Consider the following 21,086-nt stretch of genomic DNA (forward strand, 5'->3'; position numbering starts at 1 on the left):
CAGACCTAGAAGTTAGGGAACCCCCTGCTTGTTGGTCTGGTATCAATGTGTGCAACAGTAAGATAGGGAATTTTCTTGCGGTTGCACGAACGCTTTTTCGTCGTGATGTGTCCTTGGTCGACGCTCCTGCTAGCTGTCGGCACGCTAGGACGGTTCTGATAAGCGCTTTAACCCACCGTTAATAAGCACAGCCACATCGTCTCCGGCGTGTGTTGAAATTTCTTCAAGTTGGTTACGTAGTGCTTTGTCATTGGACAATTCAAAAGCCTCAAATTTGATCAGCCAGTCTAGCGATTCCTGCGCGGTGATTTCTTGGATTAATGTTGAATCGACTGAGCCACTCTCGCGGCATTTACGAAGTTTTGAGTACCAAGTAAATTGTGCTTGAGTTTGTCCGTCAACACGACTTGCAGCGCTAACTTGTGTGGACGGTGCGTCGTACATTGGATAGGCCGATTGATCAGCCGAGCCGCCCGCCACTGAAATAACGGCGTCGCCGACCGCCATATCGTATACGCCCCACTCTGGGTCAAATAATACTTCACCGTCGATATCGCTTACCGTGCATTGTTCAAAGGTGAAAAGTAAATTGCGCTGATTGCGTCGTAGAATAGCCACCAGTCGTCCTGATACACAAATTCCAGAAAGAAAATTCAGTGTCACGTCAGTATCAATTTCTATGTGATGGCGCTTTAACTCGTCTACCGTGTAGTTTGATAAACAGCGTTCCATGGCTCTGAGTCGGCCAATCGGTGAGCCAAATCCGAGCTCGTGGTATTCAATGCCATGACCCGGTAATTCTGTGTGTTGATAGGCGAGCTGTGTGGGACCTTGAGTATTCAAGTAAACCGCGTTGCCCACAGGGTCGGTCACCACGCGGCTTATTTTGCCGGCGATTTGTAGGCCAGAGTTTAACTCACTGGTGGTGACGGTCGCCGCTTCTAGGGCTTCTTCGAGTGCGCTGGCTCCGCCGCGCTGACAACACATATGACGGCCGTATTCCTCGAGTACTTGACTCAAGTGGCGGCAAGATTCAGTGACGAATAATTGCGGCTGTGGCGCGGTAATATCATAGGCAGTTTTTAACGCGTTTAATGTCAGTGGCAATTTAGTGACCTTGCGGTCATCCATACAGCTTTGGCTTTCGGACAAAGAAGACAATAAACCAGCACCATAAATCGTGTAGTTATTAATTGAGCCTACTAGTCCGTACTCGACTGTCCACCAATGTAAGCGGGCTAACAAGTTGGCCTCGGATGGTGCAACGTGCATATCTTGTAAGGCTTCAACTGCCGATTGAGCGGCGTCTATATCCTGCGCAGCAGAACTACCGTCTTCTTTTACTATCGAAAGCTGTCGCACCGCTTCATAGATATTCATGTCGTGTTGATTCGCTATCGCTTGCATTCCCAATTCGCCAAAGCGTTGCAGGAATTCAGCATAGTCAATATCGACTAAGAATGGAGCATGACCAGCCGATTCGTGAATGATATCTGGCGCGGGCGTATACAACATATGTTCAAAGGATCGAATATTTAGCGCGATGGCTAATATTTTTCGTGCCTGAAACTCCATGAATACTGCTGGTGGCAAGAAACCATCGACTGCCACGGCTTGCCAGCCAAGTTTAGTTAAGCAGCTGTTAATTTCCTCAATACGTGGAATCGCTTCGGTTCCGATACCCGTTTTTGTTAGCCCTTCGAAATACGTAGGATGGGCACTGTGGCGCAAACTAAACCGTAATTGGTGCAACAAAAAGCGCCAAATAGCGTGATCGCGAGGCGTGTAGTTAGCGTAGTCTTGAACCGCCACGAAAGGCTGTAAGTGTGCGGGAAGTTGGTCGATTACTGCTTGTTGACTAGTCATTGTTCGAGTTTTGTTAGATTAGTTGGGCAGCGCGACCTCAAAAGGACTAAAGCTGCGCAAGTCTGTGCCAGCACTAATTGGCTATTCGGCATCGACCTGCTGCTCTGGCGCAGCCTGTTGAAATGCTTGCAGCGCAAGACATGCCTCATTGATTCGGCTAATCGTCGGGTAGTCGCTCATGTCGCAATTGAAGCGTTGCGCGTTATACACTTGTGGCACCAAACATAGGTCGGCAATCCCCGGTGTTGCGCCTAAGCAATAGTCACCAGTGCGTGGGCTCGTCGCCAGGCGTGTTTCCAGCCCCGAAAAGCCAGTTGCGACCCAGTGCTGATACCACGCTAGCTTTTGTTGCTCGGTTACGTCGAGCTCTTTGACTAAGTATTGCAACACTCGTAAATTATTCAATGGATGAATATCGCTGGTGATGGCTTGTGCTAAGCCACGGACATAGGCGCGTAGTAGCGGCTCTGACGGCAGTAGCGCGGGCTCTGGATAGACTTCCTCCAAATACTCGATAATAGCTAATGACTGCGATAGCACACTGCCCTGCACCTCGAGCGCGGGCACTAAGCCCTCGGGATTTTTGTGGCGATATGCGGCGGACTTTTGTTCACCGCCGTTACGCACTAAATGCACCGGTATTATGTCGTAGTCGACTTGTTTTAGGTTTAATGCAATTCTTACTCGGTAGGCCGCGGTGCTGCGAAAATAGCTCGATAGTTTCATCCGTCTAGACTATGAAATTCGTTTTTGTGCATCCAGTCTGCGTGTTTAGGAGCGCGCTTAGTTTTAGACCACTCTTCGAGCATCTCCCACTTGACTGCATCTAAGCGATCTAATTTTGCTTGTTCTTGGGCGTCAGGTGCGGCAAGTTCCAATCGATGTCCATTCGGATCAAAGAAATAGATAGAATGAAATACCGAGTGGTCGGTCACGCCAAGCACCTCAATGCCGTTATCTTCGAGGTGCGCTTTATAAGCCATTAACGTATCCATATCTTTTACTTTGAAGGCGATGTGCTGAACCCACTCGGGAGTGTTTTCATCTCGGCCCATACGTGGCTTAGTTGGTAGTTCGAAAAAAGCCAACACATTGCCCTGCCCTGCATCTAGAAAGACATGCATATACGGGTCAGGTTCTTTGGTCGACGGAACTTGATCTTCGGCGATTGCCAACACGAAATCCATTTTCAGGTTTTTGACATACCATTCGACCGTTTCTTTCGCGTCATGACAACGATACGCGACGTGATGAATTTTTTCGATTTTCATTGCGCTTGCCTCTGATAAATTTTGAATTGCCGCGCCTGACTTAGTAGTCGATGGCGGGTAATACGGTCGCGGTTGCATCGCCAAAACCGATGCGTGGTGCGACTTCGCTGTCGCACCAGCCTTGTAAAATCACTGTGTCACCGTCTTCCAAGAAGGCACGTTTCTCACCATTGGCTAAAGTGATTGGTTCACGGCCACCGACGGTGGCTTCGAGTAAAGCGCCGACGCTGTCTGAGGTTGTACCGGACTGCGTGCCGCTGCCGAAAAAATCACCGGGTTTCAAGTTGCAGCCATTTACCGAATGGTGTGCGACCATTTGCGCGATGGTCCAGTAAGATTGACTAAAGTTGCTCAACGCCAAGCGCTCTGGTGGTAGGCCGCCAGCTTTCATCGACGCGGTTTGGATCAATACTTCTAATTTCATATCAACCGCGCCAGTGTTGCGGTTATCCGCGGAATCTAGATACGGTAGCGGTTGTGGATGATCTGCGGGTCGAGTCCATGCTTGGCGATATGGTGCCAGAGCTTCCATGGTCACGATCCACGGTGACACTGTTGAGGCGAAACTCTTGGAAAGAAATGGCCCCAATGGTTGATATTCCCAGGCTTGAATGTCGCGAGCCGACCAGTCATTAAACAAGCACAATCCGAAAACATGCGCTTCGGCGTCAGCGAGTTTAACTGGGTGACCTAGCTGGTTTTCTGATCCGATATAGATACCGACTTCCAGTTCGTAATCGAGACGTTTACACGGTGCCAATACCGGTTGCTCGGCATCGGGTGCTTTTAGTTGGCCGTGTGGGCGATGAAAGGAATGGCCAGACACTTCAATTGATGAACTGCGACCATGATAGCCAATCGGAACCCATTGGTAATTTGGTAATAATGGGTTGTCTGGGCGAAATAGCTTTCCAACATTCGTGGCGTGATTAATCGACGTATAGAAATCAGTGTAGTCACCAATTTTGGCGGGCACGCTGTACTCGACTGTCGACTGCGCCACTAAACAGCTCGCTAAGGCACTGGCTTCGCTAGCACCGTCGCTAAGCGCCTTAGACAGAGCTGCGCGAAACGATGACCACGCGCCCTGCCCAAGAGCCATAAACTCGTTGAGCGTAGGCTCGGTTAGAGTTTCTAATACTGGGGCTAAAGCGGCATCGAATATGCCCGCTTGATAAGCTGCACTTAGGTCGACAATTTGATCACCAATTGCCACGCCAGCGCGAAACATGTCATGCTCGCCTTTGCGGCGAAATATTGCGAAAGGCAGGTTTTGAATCGGAAAATCGGTCGCGCTGTCGTTGGCCGATGTAACCCAACTCTTGAGGTCAGGGTTATGTGTCTCGTTTAACTGAATCATAGTGTTGGGTTGTATCGTAGTTTATTTAGTAGCTTGAATGACGCCGCGTTCGATCTGGTCACGCTCGATTGACTCGAACAGCGCTTTGAAATTACCTTCGCCAAAGCCGTCATCCTTCTTGCGTTGAATGAATTCAAAAAACACTGGGCCAATGAGCGTATCTGAGAAGATCTGTAATAACAGACGCGCGTCGCCGTCGTCGGTTGTGCCGTCGAGTAAAATTCCGCGACTTTGTAACTCGTCAATCGGTTCGCCGTGGCCGGGAAGTCGCTGATCTAACATCTTGTAATAAGTCTCAGGTGGGGCGCTCATAAACGGCATACCTTTGGCTTTCAGTTTGTCCCAGCATTCGAGCAAGTTATCGCAAGAGAAGGCGATGTGTTGTATGCCTTCGCCGTTGTAGGCCATCAAAAATTCTTCGATCTGGCCAGTCTCTTTGGATGCTTCTTCGTTCAACGGTATGCGAATTAAGCCGTCCGGCGCAGTTAAGGCTTTAGATAGTAAGCCGGTGTACTCGCCCTTGATGTCGAAATAGCGTATCTCACGGAAGTTAAACAGTTTCTCGTAAAACTCCGCCCAGTATTGCATGCGACCTCGGTACACATTGTGAGTGAGGTGGTCGATTACCTTAAACCCACAGCCTTCTGGGTTACGATCAACGCCTTCGATAAAGTTGAAGTCGATATCGTAAATAGATGAGCCTTCTTCAAATCGATCAACCAAATACAGGGGAGCGCCACCGATTCCTTTAATCGCGGGTAAACGCAATTCCATTGGGCCGGTTGGAATGTCTACCGGTTGTGCGCCAAGTTCCAGCGCGCGTTTGTAGGCCTTTTGGGCATCTTTGACGCGGAATGCCATGCCGCATGCGGATGGACCGTGTTCGAGTGCAAAATAGTGAGCGACGCTCTTCGGCTCATAATTGATCAGTAGATTGATTCCGCCTTGGCGGAACAAATGAACGTCTTTGGAGCGGTGCTGAGCGACCTTAGTAAAACCAGCCATTTCAAATGTAGGCTCCAAAACGCCGCGCGTGGTGGAGGAAAATTCAATAAACTCGAAGCCACACAGGCCCATCGGGTTTTCAAAAAGATCAGTCATGACATTGTCTCAGTGTTTGGTGCCGACGTTAAAGTACCTTTTGATATAGGTCAGTTTTGCGATTTTTCTTTACGCAGGCTAGAATAGTTGCAATAACAACTAATATAGTTGGTGTTGCAACTAATTGCAAATACCGAACCTCCGAGAAATTGGCAATGACCAAGCAACACCCAAATATTCTGACGCTTGAACGCTACTTACCGTATCGGCTGGCGACCTTGTCAAACCGTATCAGTGGCATCATTGCGCAAACCTACAAAGACAAATTTGGTTTGTCAGTGACCGAGTGGCGGATTATGGCGGTGCTTGGCGAGTATCCAGGGGCCTCTGCCGATGAAGTCTCCGCCAAGATCCAAATAGAGAAGTCGATTGTTAGTCGTTCATTACAAAAATTGTTGTCGCGACATTTAGTAGTGCGTGAGGTCGATGGTGCCGATCGTCGTCGCCAGAACTTATCGCTTACTAAAACCGGTCAAGATGTTTATCGGCAAATCGTTCCGGTGTCCTATGACTACGAAGAGCAATTGCTCACCTGCTTCAATCCACAGGAACGAGAACTGCTCGATACCTTATTTGACCGTTTATATCAGCACGCGGATACGATTGATCTCGAGCAAGCTGACTAATTGTCTAACCACCTACCTAACTTTTTACTTAACTCCTCAAGGCTATATACCAATGCTTAGAATTGCCCACTTTGTTGTATTTTTACTCGCTGTTTCAAGTTGCTTCGTGGTGCATGCTGCTGAGTCTGCATACCGGTTAGATAGCGCGGTTGAACCGACCTTTCAGCAAATCAGTTTGACGTTAGATCCAGATAATCTCGATTTTTCGGGTTCAACCATTATCGATATTAACGTTACCCAGCCCGTGACGCACATTGGGTTTTATCAGTCTGACTTGAACATTAAGCAAGCGGAGTTAGTGTCCGATGGTGAGTCGTTTGTGCTTACCATTGACCCAGCACAACATGATATTCAGCATGCTAAGACAGGTTCTGAGATCGCTGCTGGGCACTATCAATTAACGATAGCGTTTGACGGCCAACTTAATACAACATCAGACGGCGCGTATATATCGAAATTTGAAGGTCGTAATTATATTTCAACGCAATTTGAAGACATGTTGGCGCGTAAAGCGTTCCCCAGCTTTGATGAGCCAAGTAATAAGATACCGTATCAGTTGACCATTCGTGCTCCTGAAAAACACGTGGTGTTATCTAATACGCCGGTTCAACAGCGCGCTGTAGAGGCGGGTTGGCAAACCGTGGAATTCAAGCGAACCCAACCGATGCCGAGTTACCTAGTCGCGTTTGCAGTGGGCGAGTACGACTCTATTGAGATACAAGGTTTGTCAGTACCAGGGCGTATCTACGCGCCTAAAGGGCAGGCGCATTTAGCCAGCTTTGCAGCCAAGCATACGCCCGCAATTTTGGACTATCTTGAAGGCTATTTTGCAACGCCCTACCCTTACCAGAAACTTGATTTCGTGGCGGTTCCGACCTTTACCCATGGCGCGATGGAAAATGTCGGTTTAGTGACGTATCGAACCAGTATTTTACTGCGCGGTGATAAGCCAATACTGACCGAGCAAGCGACGCCACTAATGGTGGTCGCGCATGAATTGGCACATATGTGGTACGGCAATTTGGTGACGATGGCTTGGTGGGATGACTTATGGTTGAACGAAGCATTTGCCTCGTTTATGGCCGGTAAGTTGATGGAAGACCTTTACCCTGAGCATAATTATGCAGCACGACTGGTGGCTGAAAACGCGTTTGACCCAGATGCTGCTGCCACCACTCGGCCGGTTAAGAAGGAAGTTAAAGTAAACGCCGATGTGATGGAAGGCCTAGGGCTGAATTACAGTAAAGGTGAGGCCACATTACAATGGATAGAGTCGCAAATAGGAGCGCCTGCATTTCAGGCCGCAATACGCGAGTACATGAAGGAGTTTGCTTGGCAGAATGCCGAGGCCGATGATTTATGGCGGGCGTTGGCGGGTCACTCCGAGATCGATATTCCATCTATTATGCGCACCTATTTAGAACAATCCAGCTATCCGTTGATCAGCGTGACCGAAGACGGCACTGTGAGTCAGCAACGTTACCGTTTGGCCGGCGCGAAAGTCGCTGAGCAACAATGGGTGGTACCGATAGAGCTGTTGGTTAAACGCAAGGGTAAAATCACTAAGGAGTCTATTCTACTAAGCCAACCGTCGGCGCAATTTAAGGCCTTGGCGGACGCGCAATGGGTATTTCCTAATCATCGCGCCAAAGGCTACTACCGATGGCAGATATCGGCTGCCCAACGGGCGGCGTTGTTGAGCGACTTGAGCGCGTTGTCTGCACTTGAGAAAAAATCAATGCTCTACAACTTTCAGGCATTGTTAAAAGCTGGCCACATTGGTGTCAGCGATATGATGACAGTCCTCAACCGGCTGGCCGAAGATGACGATCCAATGGTGGTGCGGGCGGTTGCCTCGACGTTGGCGGAATACGATTATTTGGTCAATGAACAAAACCAAGCTCTGTTTGGTGAATTTTTAGACGATTCGCTGCAGGCTTGGTTGGAGCAGCTTGGCACGCAAGATAGCAAAACCGATTCAGATGAGGTAACTCGTTTGCGGCACGCCGTGTTTGGGCTATTGAGTTCTTACACCTCAAACCCAAAGGTGCTTGGCGTTGCTGAATCGCTTGCCGAGCAGTACTTGGCCGAACCCGATTCCGACCGCCGCCAAATGGCATATCGTGCGATGCGCGCGGTAGCTAAACGTGGCGACAAACAATGGCTAGACAAGTTTATTGCGTCGTATACCGCGACCAATGATGCCAACGTTCAGGCGGTTATTGGTTCAGCTATGTTATTTCCAGGTCAAGCTGAGCGGCTGCGTGTGCTTGATTTTGCAATGAGTGATGCGGTTAATTCTGCGGATACAATTGGCTTAGTGGCAGAGGTGGCCGATGCTAGTGACGACCACGTTCTGATGTATCAATGGTTGACTGAGAACGTATCAACATTGATTGAAAAACTGCCGGAGTATCACGTATCGCGACTGCCTGAGTATTTATCAAAAAGTTGCTCGCAAAGTAATATTAAGTTGGCTGACGCGTTTTACCAGAAAGTGGCGGTGGACTACCCGGTAATGGGTCGCAGCTGGCAGATCGCACGGTCTAACTCGGAGCAGTGTGTGGCACTAAAGAATCGCTATCAGCAGGATTTTACAGACTACCTTTTGACCCGCTCAGCAGATAGCAAAGTGCCAGCCGGCGAGTAACAGGCTTACTCGTCGTACAATAGTTCACGATAGTCTTCGACGCTACAAACGATATCGAAACTCAATTCGATATCGTTGTCTTGACAGGTTTTTATGTAATGGTTCAGCCGCTCTTCAAGGTTTTGTGCCATGCGAAACGCACGATAAAATGAATCGCTGCCGGGATTGTGTTTCAACTCTTCGATCATGTCGATGGCTTCACCGTGTAACAAAAAAAGTGAATCACCTTGAATTACTGAGCCCAGATAATGACTGCTCGGCATGCGGACGACTCCGTTATCGCGGGCGGTCGAGTAGATTTCAATGGTCTCTTTTTTCATTTTTCTGTTGTATCAGTCGGTGTTCAATCAATCAGCTGGAACACGGTAGGGCGTGATACAAATGTAGGCCTGTCGATTAACCTGGTGCAGACAGTTTAAGCGCTGTTGACTCTTTTGACCAGCACCAGCCTGATCGCGGATGATGGCAAATACACAAGTGCACGGATCGTAACGATAATTCAAAACGACGCGACACCGAGTGCGTGAAGTGGCCTGTGTTTGCTAGTCAAAGGGGCTTGCCTTACTGGCCCAGTGCTTGCAATAACCAAGCATTTTCGCTGACCTGAACGCGCTTATTAAATAGTGCGCTTGCATCACAGTGTTCGAGTAACTCAAGTGTGTAGTGCTCGGCATAATGTTGCATGATTTCGTCTTCAACAAGAGAGAATGGCGGGCCATTCATAGCGGTTTGATCGTACGCAAAAACGATTAGTAGCTGAGGTGCGGCGGACGATATTTGCACTAGTTGGGCGGTGTATTGTTTGCGCATGTCTAGGGGTAGCGCGACCAGTGCGGCACGGTCGTAAACAGCATCAACATGACCCAGCATATTTTTTTGCAGGGCGAAGAAGTCGCCAACATAAATATCCAGTTTGGCTACTTGATATAAGCTTAGGTCAGCATGTTGCGTAATAGTTGGTTTAATGTCTAGTTCTAAAAATAGCTCGTCGACCGCAATCGCACTAAACTCGATGCCGACTACATGAAATCCAAGCGACAAAAGGTAGGCGATATCTTGAGTCTTGCCGCACAGCGGTAGAAAGATTCGATCTCCGGTCGTCAGATTTAAACGTTCTAACTGCCGGACTAGCAGAGTGTTGGGCTTACCTTCGTGAAACCCAATGTTGCGATCTTGCCAGCGTTGATGCCAAAACTGTTCTTCCATAGCCGTTCTCCTATAAGAATATCGCGGTCTAAAATCACAATACTAGTAAAAAATAGTGATCTACGGCGCTATTGTATTATTCGTGTCTAGTTAAGCTACTGCCATCACCATTACCGGTGATGGCCTATGCGCTGCGCTGGCGAACTCGTCCATGAAGTTCGCTCGGTTTAAGGCGCTAGCAACGATGTCTAACCGGCACGCTCAAACATTTCGCCGTTGTTATCTTGAAAGCGAGTATTGTCGTCTTCATCCTCGTCATCGTCGTCCGGCTCTTCTACTTGTAGAGTAAAGTCTGTTTTAGCTTCGAAGCCATTTGAGTTCTTGATTTTCAAGCGCAAATTATTCGGTGAATCGGCATTCTTAATGGTTTCTTCCTCGGTAATTTTGCCAGCTTTATATAAGCCAAGAAGGGCATCATCAAAGGTTTGCATACCGTATTGTGCCGAGCTTTCCATCGCCTCTTTCAACTCTTCGATATTCCCGTCGCGAATCAAATCTTTGACACGTGGTGAGCCGGTAAGAATCTCAATTGCGGCAGCACGTTTGCCATCGACTGTTGGGATCAGGCGTTGCGAAATAATGCCGCGCATGTTCAGCGACATATCCAGTAGTAGCTGCTTGTGCCGATCTTCGGGGAAAAAGTTGATAATTCGATCAAGTGCTTGGTTAGCGTTATTGGCGTGTAAGGTCGACAGACATAAGTGCCCAGTCTCAGCGAATGCCAAGGCATGTTCCATGGTTTCGCGGTTGCGAATCTCACCAATTAGGATAACGTCAGGCGCTTGTCGCAAGGTGTTTTCTAGGGCGTCTTCGTAGCACAATGTATCAACACCAACTTCGCGTTGGTTAACAATGCTCTTCTTATGCGGATGCACAAATTCAATTGGGTCTTCAATCGTGATGATGTGACCCGCATGGTTCATATTGCGGTGATCAATGAGTGATGCGAGTGATGTCGATTTACCCGAGCCTGTACCACCGACAAATAAGATGAGTCCGCGCTTGGACATAATCAGTTCGGTTAATGAGTCCGGTAAACCTAGGTCCTTAAAATTCGGGATATCGGTTTTGATGACGCGGATGACGATTGCATAGTCACTGCGCTGTTTGAATACATTTACCCGAAATCGGCCGATCTCAGGTTTGTCTATCGCCAGATTCATCTCCGGCTTTTTTTCAAAGTCAGCAGCTTGATCGCTGGCCATGATTTCCAGTGCAATCCGTCTAACGTCAGTGGCGGTAAGCGCGTTTTTGCCGACTCGTAACAAGCGACCTTGTACTTTCATGCTTGGCGGTGCCCCGACAGACAAATATAAATCGGAACCGTCTTTTTCAACAATCAGTTTGAGTAATGCATCAAGCATTGTAACTTACCCCCTACAGTAAATTTTATGATGGTGAGCGTGAACCTGCTCACACGAAATGAAATGATATCGTACACCAAGAATTTTTGAGACCCTTATTGGACGAATTGACAGTTAATTACATGCCGTGAGTACGTCGCGGTAATTAAGCTGGGTTTGTCTTGTTGCACTAGCTCTCCTGCAAAAAGGCAAAATTTGCGCGTAGCACTTTTGCTAAATTAGGTTGTCGAATATTTTGCGGGCGCTTAAGTAGTTGTTGCAACGAACGTTGGAACGCCGCTTGATGCGCATCGTCTAGGCGCTTCTGTTGTGCCGCAAGGAACTCGACTCCCTTGATGTACTGCCGATTTTTATCGCCCTCAATCAGTCGCTGAGCTAACTGAAAAATTAATTGCATTGCCGGCTGCCCACGTTGATTCGTGGCTGAAATTATGGCGAGCAAGGTGGCGTTGCTAAATGGCATTCTGCGCGCGAGCTTAATGGCGTCATCACTGCGCTGATTTAGCAAGTAGATATGCACCAAGGTTTCTGCACGTTGGCGATTTCTGTGGCTTGTATCGTGGTCTCGAATACGCCGCCGCAAATAGGCAATGCCATTGTCCAGAACGCTGCTTTCAGCATCTAGGTGCGTCGCGGTGGTGATAGCGCCTTGCAATATCTCGGCGTCTTCTTGTTCCTCGAATCTTGCCCATTGAGCATCAAGTGCTTGTTGGTAGTTTTGCTCTGCTAGCCATAACTCAATCTGCGCGCTTTCTATTTCATACAATTCGCGAGAACTGGGTTCGTCGAAATGGCCTGCAACATGCAGCCAATCTCGAGCCTCGCTGATGCGACCGGCATTAATCGCGCGATGCACCAACTCGAGTGAACGGTCTACGCTAACCGCGCCGCGGCCTAGAATCTCTAGCTCTTTATCGACATTGTGCTCGGCGCGCGCGCGGTTGAGGAGAATCTGTTCGAGCTTGCGATAGTACGAATAGGCGTCGCTGTAACGTTGGTTGCTCGGTGTTAGCGCATTCCACGCTGCTTCAATTTTGGTGTGTATGCGCGCAAACGAATCAGTTGGCAAGCTGTTGGCTACGCTGTCTGGCAAGTCGAGCGATTCAAAGGCATGGTCGGCGGACAAAATAATAGTGGTGATGCTCTCTTCTTTCGCGTTTTCTGACCATTGCTCTGATTCAATCATGGCTTTAAACCAAGCGCGCAAAAGCGCTTCAACGGAAGCGCGATATCCGCCCGAGTCATCGATTGTTTTTAGGGTTTTGTCGAGCCGCGTTAAGGCGTACATTAGCAGTTTTTCAATCGCTTCTGGGGCGAGTAGCAACAATGGCTCGCTGATTGTTAACAGGATTGCTTCGGCCTGTTCAAAGTAATTGGCGATCTCGCGATGACGCCATAATCCAGCCGACTTGTATGGCAGGGCCTTGGTTATTTGTTTGCGTATATCTGCGGTGCTAAATGATCCGCTTGCGATGGATGCTTTCAATTCCCATTTTTGCATTGCATCGGAGTTGCTCAGTAGCAAGTCATGCAGTTCTTTCACCAATTGTGGTTTAGTCAGTGTACTTAAGTAACTGAATACCCGATGTTCGGTGCTTGCCTCACCTAGCTCTTGGTTGGTTTGCGTTTGATAGTAGTAGCTTAGTGCGACTGCGACGCAGTGCTTACAAAATTCAAAGCCGTCTGAGGCTGGGCAATTACAGCTTCCTTCAAAGATCCGCGCGGTGTGATGCAATGCAACTTGATAGGCGCGCGAGCCGGCAACTTCGGCGCTGATACGACTGCCATCAATGGTAATGGTGCCGACACGACCTTCGTTGTAGTAATCAAGGCCGCGTTGATACGCATCTGCGCCGGCTAATGTTTTAAAGGTGTCCTCCGATAAAACCTTCATTATTTAGCGTCGATATTGATTTATTAAATCCCGAGTTTCTATCGCCACTTCGCGAGCCTTATCCATAAAATCGTAGCCGTTGCCAGCGTAAATAACGCCGCGTGAGCTGTTGATCATGAGTCCTTTACCGTCGCGGCGTTGACCTGCCTCGACCAGTGCTTTTACGTCGCCGCCTTGAGCGCCAACGCCAGGCACTAAGAATGGCATATCACCGGTAATTTCCCGCAAACGAGCCATTTGCTCTGGCCATGTAGCGCCAACCACAAGGCTGCAATTGTTATTAGTGTTCCACTCATTGGTGATCATTCCAGCCAGCTTTTCATATAAGGGTAAGCCGCCCACATCGAGATCTTGCAAATCGCCGGCACCAGGGTTTGAGGTGCGACAAAGTAATATCGTGCCTTTATCGGCACGGTCTAAGAATGGTTGAGCCGAGTCGCGCCCCATATACGGATTGACTGTGACAGCGTGTGCTTGATAGCGGTCAAATGCTTCGGCTGCATACATCTCCGCGGTGCTGCCGATGTCGCCGCGTTTGGAATCAAGGATGACCGGAATATGTGGGTAGTTATAGCGAATGTAGTCGATTGTCTTCTGTAACTGGTCTTCGGCTGTTAAACCGGCGAAATACGCAATTTGCGGCTTATAGGCGCACACCAGATCATGCGTTGCATCTACGATCGCGCGGCAAAATTGATAAATCGGTTCTGAGTGTTCCTGTAGATGCGCCGGAATTCGTTTCAGAGTTGGGTCGAGACCAACACACAATAGTGAGTTAGTTTGTTCCCAGCGAGCTTCTAATTTTTCGATAAATGTCATGGTTGTTGAGTTTAATCGAATTTGCGCTTAGGCACGACAAGCAAGCCTGAGTTCTGCCAATATTTTCGCGGTTTCGCTATTAGGCTAGTCATTCTGATTTCTCGATCTATAATCTAGAAGTTATTTAAGTGGCTGATTATATGAGGAAAATAAAAAACATATAGTTAATCTATAGGCATGAAAGCCGTGGTGAGTATTACGCTCTAAAGTGGTCTCTCAACCGGAGAATACTATGCCACATAATTATACTAATCCTCGAATCGATCGCCCCAACCAACAAGCAAATGCTTATCAAGGCCGAATTCGACTTTCGTTAAGTAAAACTATTTGGGTCAGTGCTATGGCTTTAGCTGGCTCAATTGGTAGTTTGCTAACCTTTAGTTGGGGCGCGTTCGCGCTTTTTATTATTTCTACCTGGGTTACATTGTGCATCGGTCATTCGCTTGGTAGGCATCGCCGCTTTATTCATCGGAGTTTTAGTTGCCCACGTTGGTTGGAGTTGTTGTTGATCCATTTTGGCACTCTCGTTGGCATTGCTGGTCCGTTGGGAATGCTGCACACGCATGATGTGCGAGACTGGGCACAACGGCAGGCACGTTGTCACCCTATGTTTTCGCAAAACTCGGTTTGGTATCGCGATCTATGTTGGCAAGTATTTTGCACCATTGATCTCGACGCTCCACCACGCCTTGAGCCAGAAGCCGAAATCGCTAACGATAACGTCATTAAATGGATGGAAAAAACTTGGATGCTGCAACAATTACCGTGGGCGGTGTTGTTTTACGCGATAGGCGGCTGGGGTTGGGTTTGTTGGGGAATTTGTTCACGTGTCAGCGTAAGTTTAATCGGGCATTGGTTAATTGGATTCTTTGCTCATAATGAAGACTTTAATTCACATAAACTGCGTGATTGGCATATCCGAGACGTTGCGGTTCAGGGGCATAATGTTTCTTGGACCTCGTTGTTGGCGATGGGCGAAAACTGGCACAACAACCATCATGCCTTCCCCTACTCTGCGCAAATGGGCTTGGAGCCAGGTCAATGGGACCCAGGTTGGTGGGTACTCAACGGTTTGGCGCGACTAGGTCTTGCCTATGATTTGGTTTTACCCGAGCGCACAGTGCTTCGCAAGGAGCTAATACGGTTGTCGCATTGATGCGCTCAATCGGCTGCACGCCATGTGTGTATTGGTGGTATTCGTTTCACAATGCGTAGCGCCCAAACACACGCCAGCGCCGTGTAGATTAGACCCAGCCACCACTCGTCTTTGAGGTCTTGTAAGGTCCACATGGTGTCTGGGCCATCGACTATTAGGTACGCTAACTCGATCAGCCAGACTGCTAGGTTATTTAAAGCATGACAAAGGATGGGAAGCCACAAACTACCGGTGCGTATCGCCAGATAGCTCATGGCAAGTCCGAACGCGAAGGCACCGAGTGGATCGGTATGAACAGCGGCAAAAATCGCCGACGACAGCATTACGGCGATGTGTGTGCTGAATTTTGTGCTCCAACGTTGGAGCAACACGCCGCGAAATACCAACTCCTCGAAAACTGGCGCTAAGATTACTAAGCTGCAGAAACCCAATAAATTGGCTAATGCTGGATACCCTGCGCCATCCCAATAGATCAGGCCTGGCAAGTCAATTAACCATGCTTGCACAAAATTTGGCGCTACATAGGCAAGCGGCCAAAATACCCAATAGATCGCCGCGCTAGAAAACACGAATATAAATAAGGTTAACTCTAAACTCGGCAAAATTGCAGAGCGACGTATGGGACTGAAGAAGGGTTGCCAGGATGTTCGCGTAATGAGCATGCCAGCGACTAAGGTAAGCCCGAACAGACCATAAAAATAGTAGTAATACACCACGTCAAACCAATAATAGGATTCAAGCACTGGCCATTTTAGCAACAAGTAAAAATACAGAGCGGTTAAGCCGGGAACCCAATATGGTAGGAATAACCATACAAATACAAGGTATCGACCATGAATCGGAAATATTGAAGCGCTAGATTCGGTCTTTTCAGCGTGGGCCATTGGTTACTAACGCGCGAATTTGGTCGACAAAATGATCGACGAAGTGGTTTTCATAATGCCATCGGTGTTGCCAATTTGATCCAGTACTTCGTCCAAATGTTGAGTCGACTCAGCGCTCACCATGGCGAGCATTTCGTAGCTACCATTAACCGCGTGCAAGGCGCGAACCGCTGGAATCACGCGTAGTGCTTTGACAATTTTTGCCGCTGATTTTGGATTGGAGCTAATCATTACGTGGGCCTGGATCTGTCCGCGTTCGTAATCTTCACTGAATTGAACGGTGTACCCACTGATAATGCCACGTTTTTCCAATCGTTCAATGCGATTAGTGATGGTGGTGCGAGACATGCCGAGTTTTCGCGCCAGGTTAGCGGTGCTCTCGCGTGAATTAGTGCTCAACAGAGCGATTAACTCTTTGTCTTTGCCGTCTATGATCATAATGTCGATAGTTTCGTCGAAATGACCAATTTAATCAATCATTATGCTCAATATGGCTATACACAATGACCGTAAAGGACAATAAGCTATTAGCAACTACCAACCCGTCATTTAAATGAGTTAGTGCGATGAAGAATGTATTACTTCTAGGATCCGGCAAAATCGGTGCCATTATTACTGAGCTGTTGACATCGTGTGGTGACTACCACGTTACCGTTGCCGATATGGATAAGGACAATCTCGCGCGCCTTACTCCGCATAAAAACCTAAGCACATTAGTGCTCGACGTGACGGATGAAACGGCGCTGTATGCCGCTATGCAAGACAAATATGCGGCACTGAGCGCGTGCCCTTTTCATATTACCAAGTTTGTCGCGCAAGCAGCCGCAAGCTCGGGCGTGCACTACTTTGATTTAACCGAAGACGTGGCTTGTACGAATTTGGTCAAGAGCCTAGCCAGCGATGCCACTGCAGCGTTGATGCCGCAATGTGGGCTAGCGCCTGGTTTTATCACCATTGCAGCTTACGACTTGTGCAAGCATTTTGACACTTTGCATAACGTCCACATGCGGGTTGGTGCGCTCCCAAAATACCCATCGAATGGGTTGAAATATAACTTAACTTGGTCAACCGACGGGTTGATCAATGAGTACTGCAATCCCTGTGAAGCAATTGTTGAAGGGGAGTTGACGCAGGTGCCCCCGCTCGAAGAGTTAGAGACGTTCTCCCTGGATGGAGTAGCGTATGAAGCCTTTAATACTTCGGGCGGGTTAGGTACCTTATGTGAAACATTAAAGGGTAAGGTTAAAAACCTGAATTACCGTACAGTGCGCTACCCTGGACATCGTGACATTATGAAAATGTTGCTAGACGATTTGCGCCTTCGCGATAACCGCCAGCTACTTAAAGAAATCTTCGAGAGCGCACTGCCGCTGACGTATCAAGACGTGGTGTTGGTATTTATTAATGTTAGCGGCATGAAAAACGGCCAACTTGTGCAAGAGTCGTACGCCAGTAAAAACTACAGTCAGATGATTAACGGCAAGCTGTGGAGCGCAATTCAAATCACTACCGCTGCCGGCATTTGTGCGGCACTCGATTTAATGGCTGAAGGAAAGCTACCGCAAAAAGGTTTCGTGAAACAAGAAGATGTGTTGTTTGATGACTTTATTAATAACCGATTTGGGCAATACTACAAGCGACCTGAAACTATGCAAGTTGCCGCCTAAACGAGAACTATTGAATGAGTACGAAATCACACTGGAGTAAGTTCGATTGGGAAGATCCGTTTCATTTAAACGATCAACTTACCGAAGAAGAGCGTCTCGCGCGTGAAACTGCAAATCAATATGCACAGGGTAAATTACAGCCACGTGTGATTGAAGCGTATCGTAATGAGACCACCGACCCAGCTATATTCCGCGAAATGGGTGAGCTCGGCCTGCTCGGCGCCATGCTAGAAGGTTATGGCTGCGCAGGCATGAGCTACACCTCTTATGGCCTAATCGCGCGTGAGGTAGAGCGGGTTGATTCAGGTTATCGCTCGATGATGAGCGTACAATCTAGCTTGGTTATGTATCCGATTCATGCGTTTGGCTCTGAGGCGCAAAAACAACAGTATCTTCCTAAGCTCGCCAGTGGTGAATGGATTGGTTGCTTTGGGTTAACCGAACCAGACCACGGATCTGACCCATCGAGTATGGTGACACGAGCCAAGACCGTTGATGGCGGATATCGCTTAAGCGGCGCAAAAATGTGGATTTCGAATTCGCCTATCGCAGATGTGTTTGTAGTGTGGGCGAAAACTGATGATGGGGTCGTTCGTGGCTTCATTCTTGAAAAAGGTTTCGACGGATTATCGGCACCAAAAATTCAAGGCAAGTTGTCATTGCGCGCCTCCGTTACCGGTGAGATTGTGATGGATAGCGTATTCGTGCCGGAACAGAATATGTTGCCAAACGTGCAAGGTCTAAAAGGCCCAATGTCTTGTTTAAACAGTGCACGCTTAGGCATTGCTTGGGGCGCATTAGGTGCGGCCGAAGCGTGCTGGCATTCCGCGCTTAATTACACTCTAGAGCGCAGTCAATTTGGTCGGCCATTGGCGGCGAATCAATTAATTCAGAAAAAATTAGCCGACATGATGGCGGAAATTAGTTTAGGTCTACAAGGGTGTTTACGCGCCACACGTCTTAAAGATGAAGGCAAGTTAGCGCCGGAATTAATCTCCCTCCTAAAACGCAACTCCTGCGGCAAAGCACTCGAGATTGCACGTAATGCTCGAGACATGCACGGCGGTAACGGTATTTCAGAAGAGTACCCTGTTATGCGCCACATGGTGAACCTTGAAACGGTGAATACCTACGAAGGCACCAACGACATTCATGCGCTGATCTTAGGTCGCGCGCAAACAGGCATTCAAGCCTTTTATTAACGAAGAGTTATCAATGAGTATGAATATAGAGTCAGTTTTCACCGCACTTGGTTTGAGTGAAGCGCAACTAAATGCCGGTGATTTGGCCGTTACCAGCCCGGTTGATGGTAAGACGATTGCCAGCGTTGCGGTACATAATTCCAATCAAGTCGATGCGGCGATTGCCAAGTCGCGAGTTGCATTTGAACAATGGAAAACCGTTCCTGCGCCAAAGCGTGGCGAATTGGTGCGTGTGCTAGGCAATAAACTACGTGACCATAAAGAAGCACTCGGTGCGTTAGTCTCTATGGAATGCGGCAAGATCTATCAAGAAGGTCTGGGCGAAGTTCAAGAGATGATCGATATTTGTGATTTAGCTGTTGGGCTATCTCGACAATTATTTGGCTTAACGATTGCCTCTGAGCGTCCTGGCCACCGCATGACTGAAACGTGGCATCCGATTGGTCCAGTAGGGATTATTTCAGCCTTTAATTTTCCGGTAGCGGTGTGGTGTTGGAACTCAGCATTGGCCTTAGTTTGTGGCAATAGCGTCATCTGGAAGCCATCTGAAAAAACCCCACTCACTGCCCTCGCCTGCCAGAAGTTATTTGACGCGGCTGCCGCTGAAGTGGGAGATATTCCTGAAGGACTGTCACAAGTCATTATTGGACACGCCGACGTTGGAGAGCAATTAGTTAACGATTCGCGCATGCCGGTAATCAGTGCAACTGGAAGCACCGCCATGGGCCGCAAAGTAGGCCCTGCTGTGGCCGCGCGATTCGGTCGTTCTATTTTGGAACTTGGTGGGAATAATGCGATTATTGTTACGCCGAGTGCAGATATGGATATGGCAGTACGAGCGATTTTATTCGGAGCTGTTGGTACCGCCGGTCAGCGTTGTACATCAACCCGACGTTTGTTCGTACACAGTGATGTTTACGATGAATTAGTCCCGGCACTTAAAGAAGCTTACAGCGGAATTCGCGTTGGTGATCCAATGCAACAAAGCACGTTGGTCGGCCCATTAATCGACAAGCAAGCCTTCACTAACATGCAGTCGGCGCTGGATCTTGCGATGGTAAATGGCGGCGAAGTGCTTGGTGGGTCGCGCGCATTGCAAGACACATATCCGAATGCCTATTATGTGAATCCCGCTATTGTTGAAATGGGTGAAACCAAGCAAACCGTGCAAGAAGAAACGTTTGCACCGATTTTGTATGTGTATCGCTATAACGACCTCGACGAAGCCATACGACTACATAACGACGTTCCTCAAGGCTTATCATCAGCGATTTTCACCATGGACATGCGTGAAGCCGAAAAATTTACGTCTGCGGTAGGCAGTGATTGCGGTATTGCGAATGTGAATATTGGTACCAGTGGAGCCGAAATTGGTGGTGCTTTCGGTGGGGAAAAAGAGACTGGCGGCGGTCGCGAGTCAGGCTCCGATGCTTGGAAAGGCTACATGCGCCGAGCAACCTCCACAGTGAATTACTCGACTGATTTGCCATTGGCGCAAGGGATTGAATTTAATCTATGACCTAAAGACCTCCTAGTTTTCTACTCAACGGCGCGCAGTTCTTACCTGCGTGCTGTTTTTTTTGCCAATTTTTAAGCACTCTGCGTTGTAAAAGCATAAAAAATGGCCAAATTAAAAACTGTATGTATATACAGCCTATTTTTGTGCTCTCCAAAAACTAGTCAATTTACATGCGTAGCCTTGCGCACTTTGTAGCTAAGGTGATATTAATTCACTATAGAATTCAATAAGATAACGTAATAGTAAGGGTTGCTAATGGGACGGCTATATTCGTCGTTATGGGCACGCCCCCTTTGTCACCGAGCCAAAATTGAAGGTGGAGAAATTAAGATATTAAAAACAAAGACTTGCGGTTCATTCCTTGAATTGGTCACGGAGAGATATCTCGCATGCAATTTAATAAGCTGTTATGTATGTCTAGTTTAGAATTAGGTATTTCCCAGTTCTTAAGGCTGCTATTTGGGTTTGGAATTCTGATATTAGTCATTTTTTTTATCGTGA

18 protein-coding genes are annotated in these 21,086 nt (G+C 48.1%); 6 read left to right on the forward strand and 12 right to left on the reverse strand.

From position 1 onward, the window contains the following. Positions 1 to 144: 144 nt before the first annotated feature. From DFR28_RS05880 to hppD, 5 genes are all read right to left on the reverse strand, one after another. The gene (locus DFR28_RS05880) at positions 145 to 1,866 is read right to left on the reverse strand and encodes an aromatic amino acid hydroxylase (RefSeq protein ID WP_113953334.1); all 1,722 of its coding nucleotides are present in this window, start codon (positions 1,864 to 1,866) and stop codon (positions 145 to 147) included. A gap of 81 nt (positions 1,867 to 1,947) precedes the next feature. Continuing rightward, positions 1,948 to 2,592: a maleylacetoacetate isomerase gene (gene maiA / locus DFR28_RS05885; protein WP_113953335.1), complete on the reverse strand. Its 645-nt coding sequence runs from the start codon at positions 2,590 to 2,592 to the stop codon at positions 1,948 to 1,950. Next, complete coding sequence (locus DFR28_RS05890) at positions 2,589 to 3,137, reverse strand: VOC family protein (protein WP_113953437.1); 549 nt, start codon at positions 3,135 to 3,137, stop codon at positions 2,589 to 2,591. Before DFR28_RS05890 ends, maiA begins: the two co-directional genes overlap by 4 nt. A 40-nt stretch (positions 3,138 to 3,177) precedes the next feature. After that, positions 3,178 to 4,497 carry a fumarylacetoacetase gene (fahA, locus tag DFR28_RS05895; protein ID WP_113953336.1) on the reverse strand — a complete coding sequence of 440 codons (1,320 nt, stop codon included), beginning with the start codon at positions 4,495 to 4,497 and terminating at the stop codon, positions 3,178 to 3,180. Between the two features lie 21 nt (positions 4,498 to 4,518). After that, complete coding sequence (gene hppD / locus DFR28_RS05900) at positions 4,519 to 5,598, reverse strand: 4-hydroxyphenylpyruvate dioxygenase (RefSeq protein ID WP_113953337.1); 1,080 nt, start codon at positions 5,596 to 5,598, stop codon at positions 4,519 to 4,521. A gap of 155 nt (positions 5,599 to 5,753) precedes the next feature. Between hppD and DFR28_RS05905 the strand changes: the two genes are divergently transcribed. After that, positions 5,754 to 6,224, forward strand: a complete 471-nt coding sequence (locus tag DFR28_RS05905; protein ID WP_113953338.1) for a MarR family winged helix-turn-helix transcriptional regulator — start codon at positions 5,754 to 5,756, stop codon at positions 6,222 to 6,224. 52 nt (positions 6,225 to 6,276) lie between these two features. Continuing rightward, positions 6,277 to 8,874, forward strand: a complete 2,598-nt coding sequence (locus DFR28_RS05910) for a M1 family metallopeptidase (RefSeq protein ID WP_113953339.1) — start codon at positions 6,277 to 6,279, stop codon at positions 8,872 to 8,874. Between the two features lie 5 nt (positions 8,875 to 8,879). Here the strand turns inward: DFR28_RS05910 and DFR28_RS05915 are convergent, their stop codons facing one another. The 5 genes from DFR28_RS05915 to pyrF form a co-directional block, all read right to left on the reverse strand. Next, a complete protein-coding gene (locus tag DFR28_RS05915) occupies positions 8,880 to 9,194 on the reverse strand; it encodes a DUF6959 family protein (protein ID WP_113953340.1) in 315 nt (104 codons plus the stop codon). Between the two features lie 241 nt (positions 9,195 to 9,435). Further along, the gene (gene tmpT / locus DFR28_RS05920; RefSeq protein ID WP_113953341.1) at positions 9,436 to 10,080 is read right to left on the reverse strand and encodes a thiopurine S-methyltransferase; all 645 of its coding nucleotides are present in this window, start codon (positions 10,078 to 10,080) and stop codon (positions 9,436 to 9,438) included. A gap of 188 nt (positions 10,081 to 10,268) precedes the next feature. After that, positions 10,269 to 11,444, reverse strand: coding sequence for a PilT/PilU family type 4a pilus ATPase (locus DFR28_RS05925; protein WP_113953342.1), 1,176 nt, complete (start codon positions 11,442 to 11,444; stop codon positions 10,269 to 10,271). 169 nt (positions 11,445 to 11,613) lie between these two features. Beyond that, positions 11,614 to 13,338 carry an SWIM zinc finger family protein gene (locus tag DFR28_RS05930; RefSeq protein WP_113953343.1) on the reverse strand — a complete coding sequence of 575 codons (1,725 nt, stop codon included), beginning with the start codon at positions 13,336 to 13,338 and terminating at the stop codon, positions 11,614 to 11,616. 3 nt (positions 13,339 to 13,341) lie between these two features. Further along, the gene (pyrF, locus tag DFR28_RS05935; RefSeq protein ID WP_113953344.1) at positions 13,342 to 14,157 is read right to left on the reverse strand and encodes an orotidine-5'-phosphate decarboxylase; all 816 of its coding nucleotides are present in this window, start codon (positions 14,155 to 14,157) and stop codon (positions 13,342 to 13,344) included. A 232-nt stretch (positions 14,158 to 14,389) separates the two neighbouring features. Between pyrF and DFR28_RS05940 the strand changes: the two genes are divergently transcribed. After that, on the forward strand, positions 14,390 to 15,313 hold the full coding sequence (locus DFR28_RS05940) for an acyl-CoA desaturase (RefSeq protein ID WP_113953345.1): 924 nt from the start codon (positions 14,390 to 14,392) through the stop codon (positions 15,311 to 15,313). Positions 15,314 to 15,318: 5 nt separating this feature from the next. Here the strand turns inward: DFR28_RS05940 and DFR28_RS05945 are convergent, their stop codons facing one another. Next, a complete protein-coding gene (locus tag DFR28_RS05945) occupies positions 15,319 to 16,197 on the reverse strand; it encodes a CPBP family intramembrane glutamic endopeptidase (RefSeq protein ID WP_113953346.1) in 879 nt (292 codons plus the stop codon). A 6-nt stretch (positions 16,198 to 16,203) separates the two neighbouring features. Then, positions 16,204 to 16,635, reverse strand: a complete 432-nt coding sequence (locus DFR28_RS05950) for an Lrp/AsnC family transcriptional regulator (RefSeq protein ID WP_113953347.1) — start codon at positions 16,633 to 16,635, stop codon at positions 16,204 to 16,206. Between the two features lie 128 nt (positions 16,636 to 16,763). On the opposite strand from DFR28_RS05950, the gene DFR28_RS05955 reads away from it, so the two are divergent. From DFR28_RS05955 to amaB, 3 genes are read left to right on the forward strand one after another with little or no spacing between them, the layout of a single operon-like run. Beyond that, positions 16,764 to 17,864 carry a saccharopine dehydrogenase family protein gene (locus DFR28_RS05955; protein WP_113953348.1) on the forward strand — a complete coding sequence of 367 codons (1,101 nt, stop codon included), beginning with the start codon at positions 16,764 to 16,766 and terminating at the stop codon, positions 17,862 to 17,864. A gap of 14 nt (positions 17,865 to 17,878) precedes the next feature. Continuing rightward, positions 17,879 to 19,066, forward strand: coding sequence for an acyl-CoA dehydrogenase (locus tag DFR28_RS05960; RefSeq protein ID WP_113953349.1), 1,188 nt, complete (start codon positions 17,879 to 17,881; stop codon positions 19,064 to 19,066). Positions 19,067 to 19,085: 19 nt separating this feature from the next. Then, positions 19,086 to 20,585 carry an L-piperidine-6-carboxylate dehydrogenase gene (gene amaB / locus DFR28_RS05965; RefSeq protein WP_113953350.1) on the forward strand — a complete coding sequence of 500 codons (1,500 nt, stop codon included), beginning with the start codon at positions 19,086 to 19,088 and terminating at the stop codon, positions 20,583 to 20,585. Positions 20,586 to 21,086: the final 501 nt, after the last annotated feature.

The sequence above is a fragment of the Arenicella xantha genome (genome assembly GCF_003315245.1).
In the GTDB taxonomy this organism is placed as follows: Bacteria; Pseudomonadota; Gammaproteobacteria; order Arenicellales; family Arenicellaceae; genus Arenicella; species Arenicella xantha.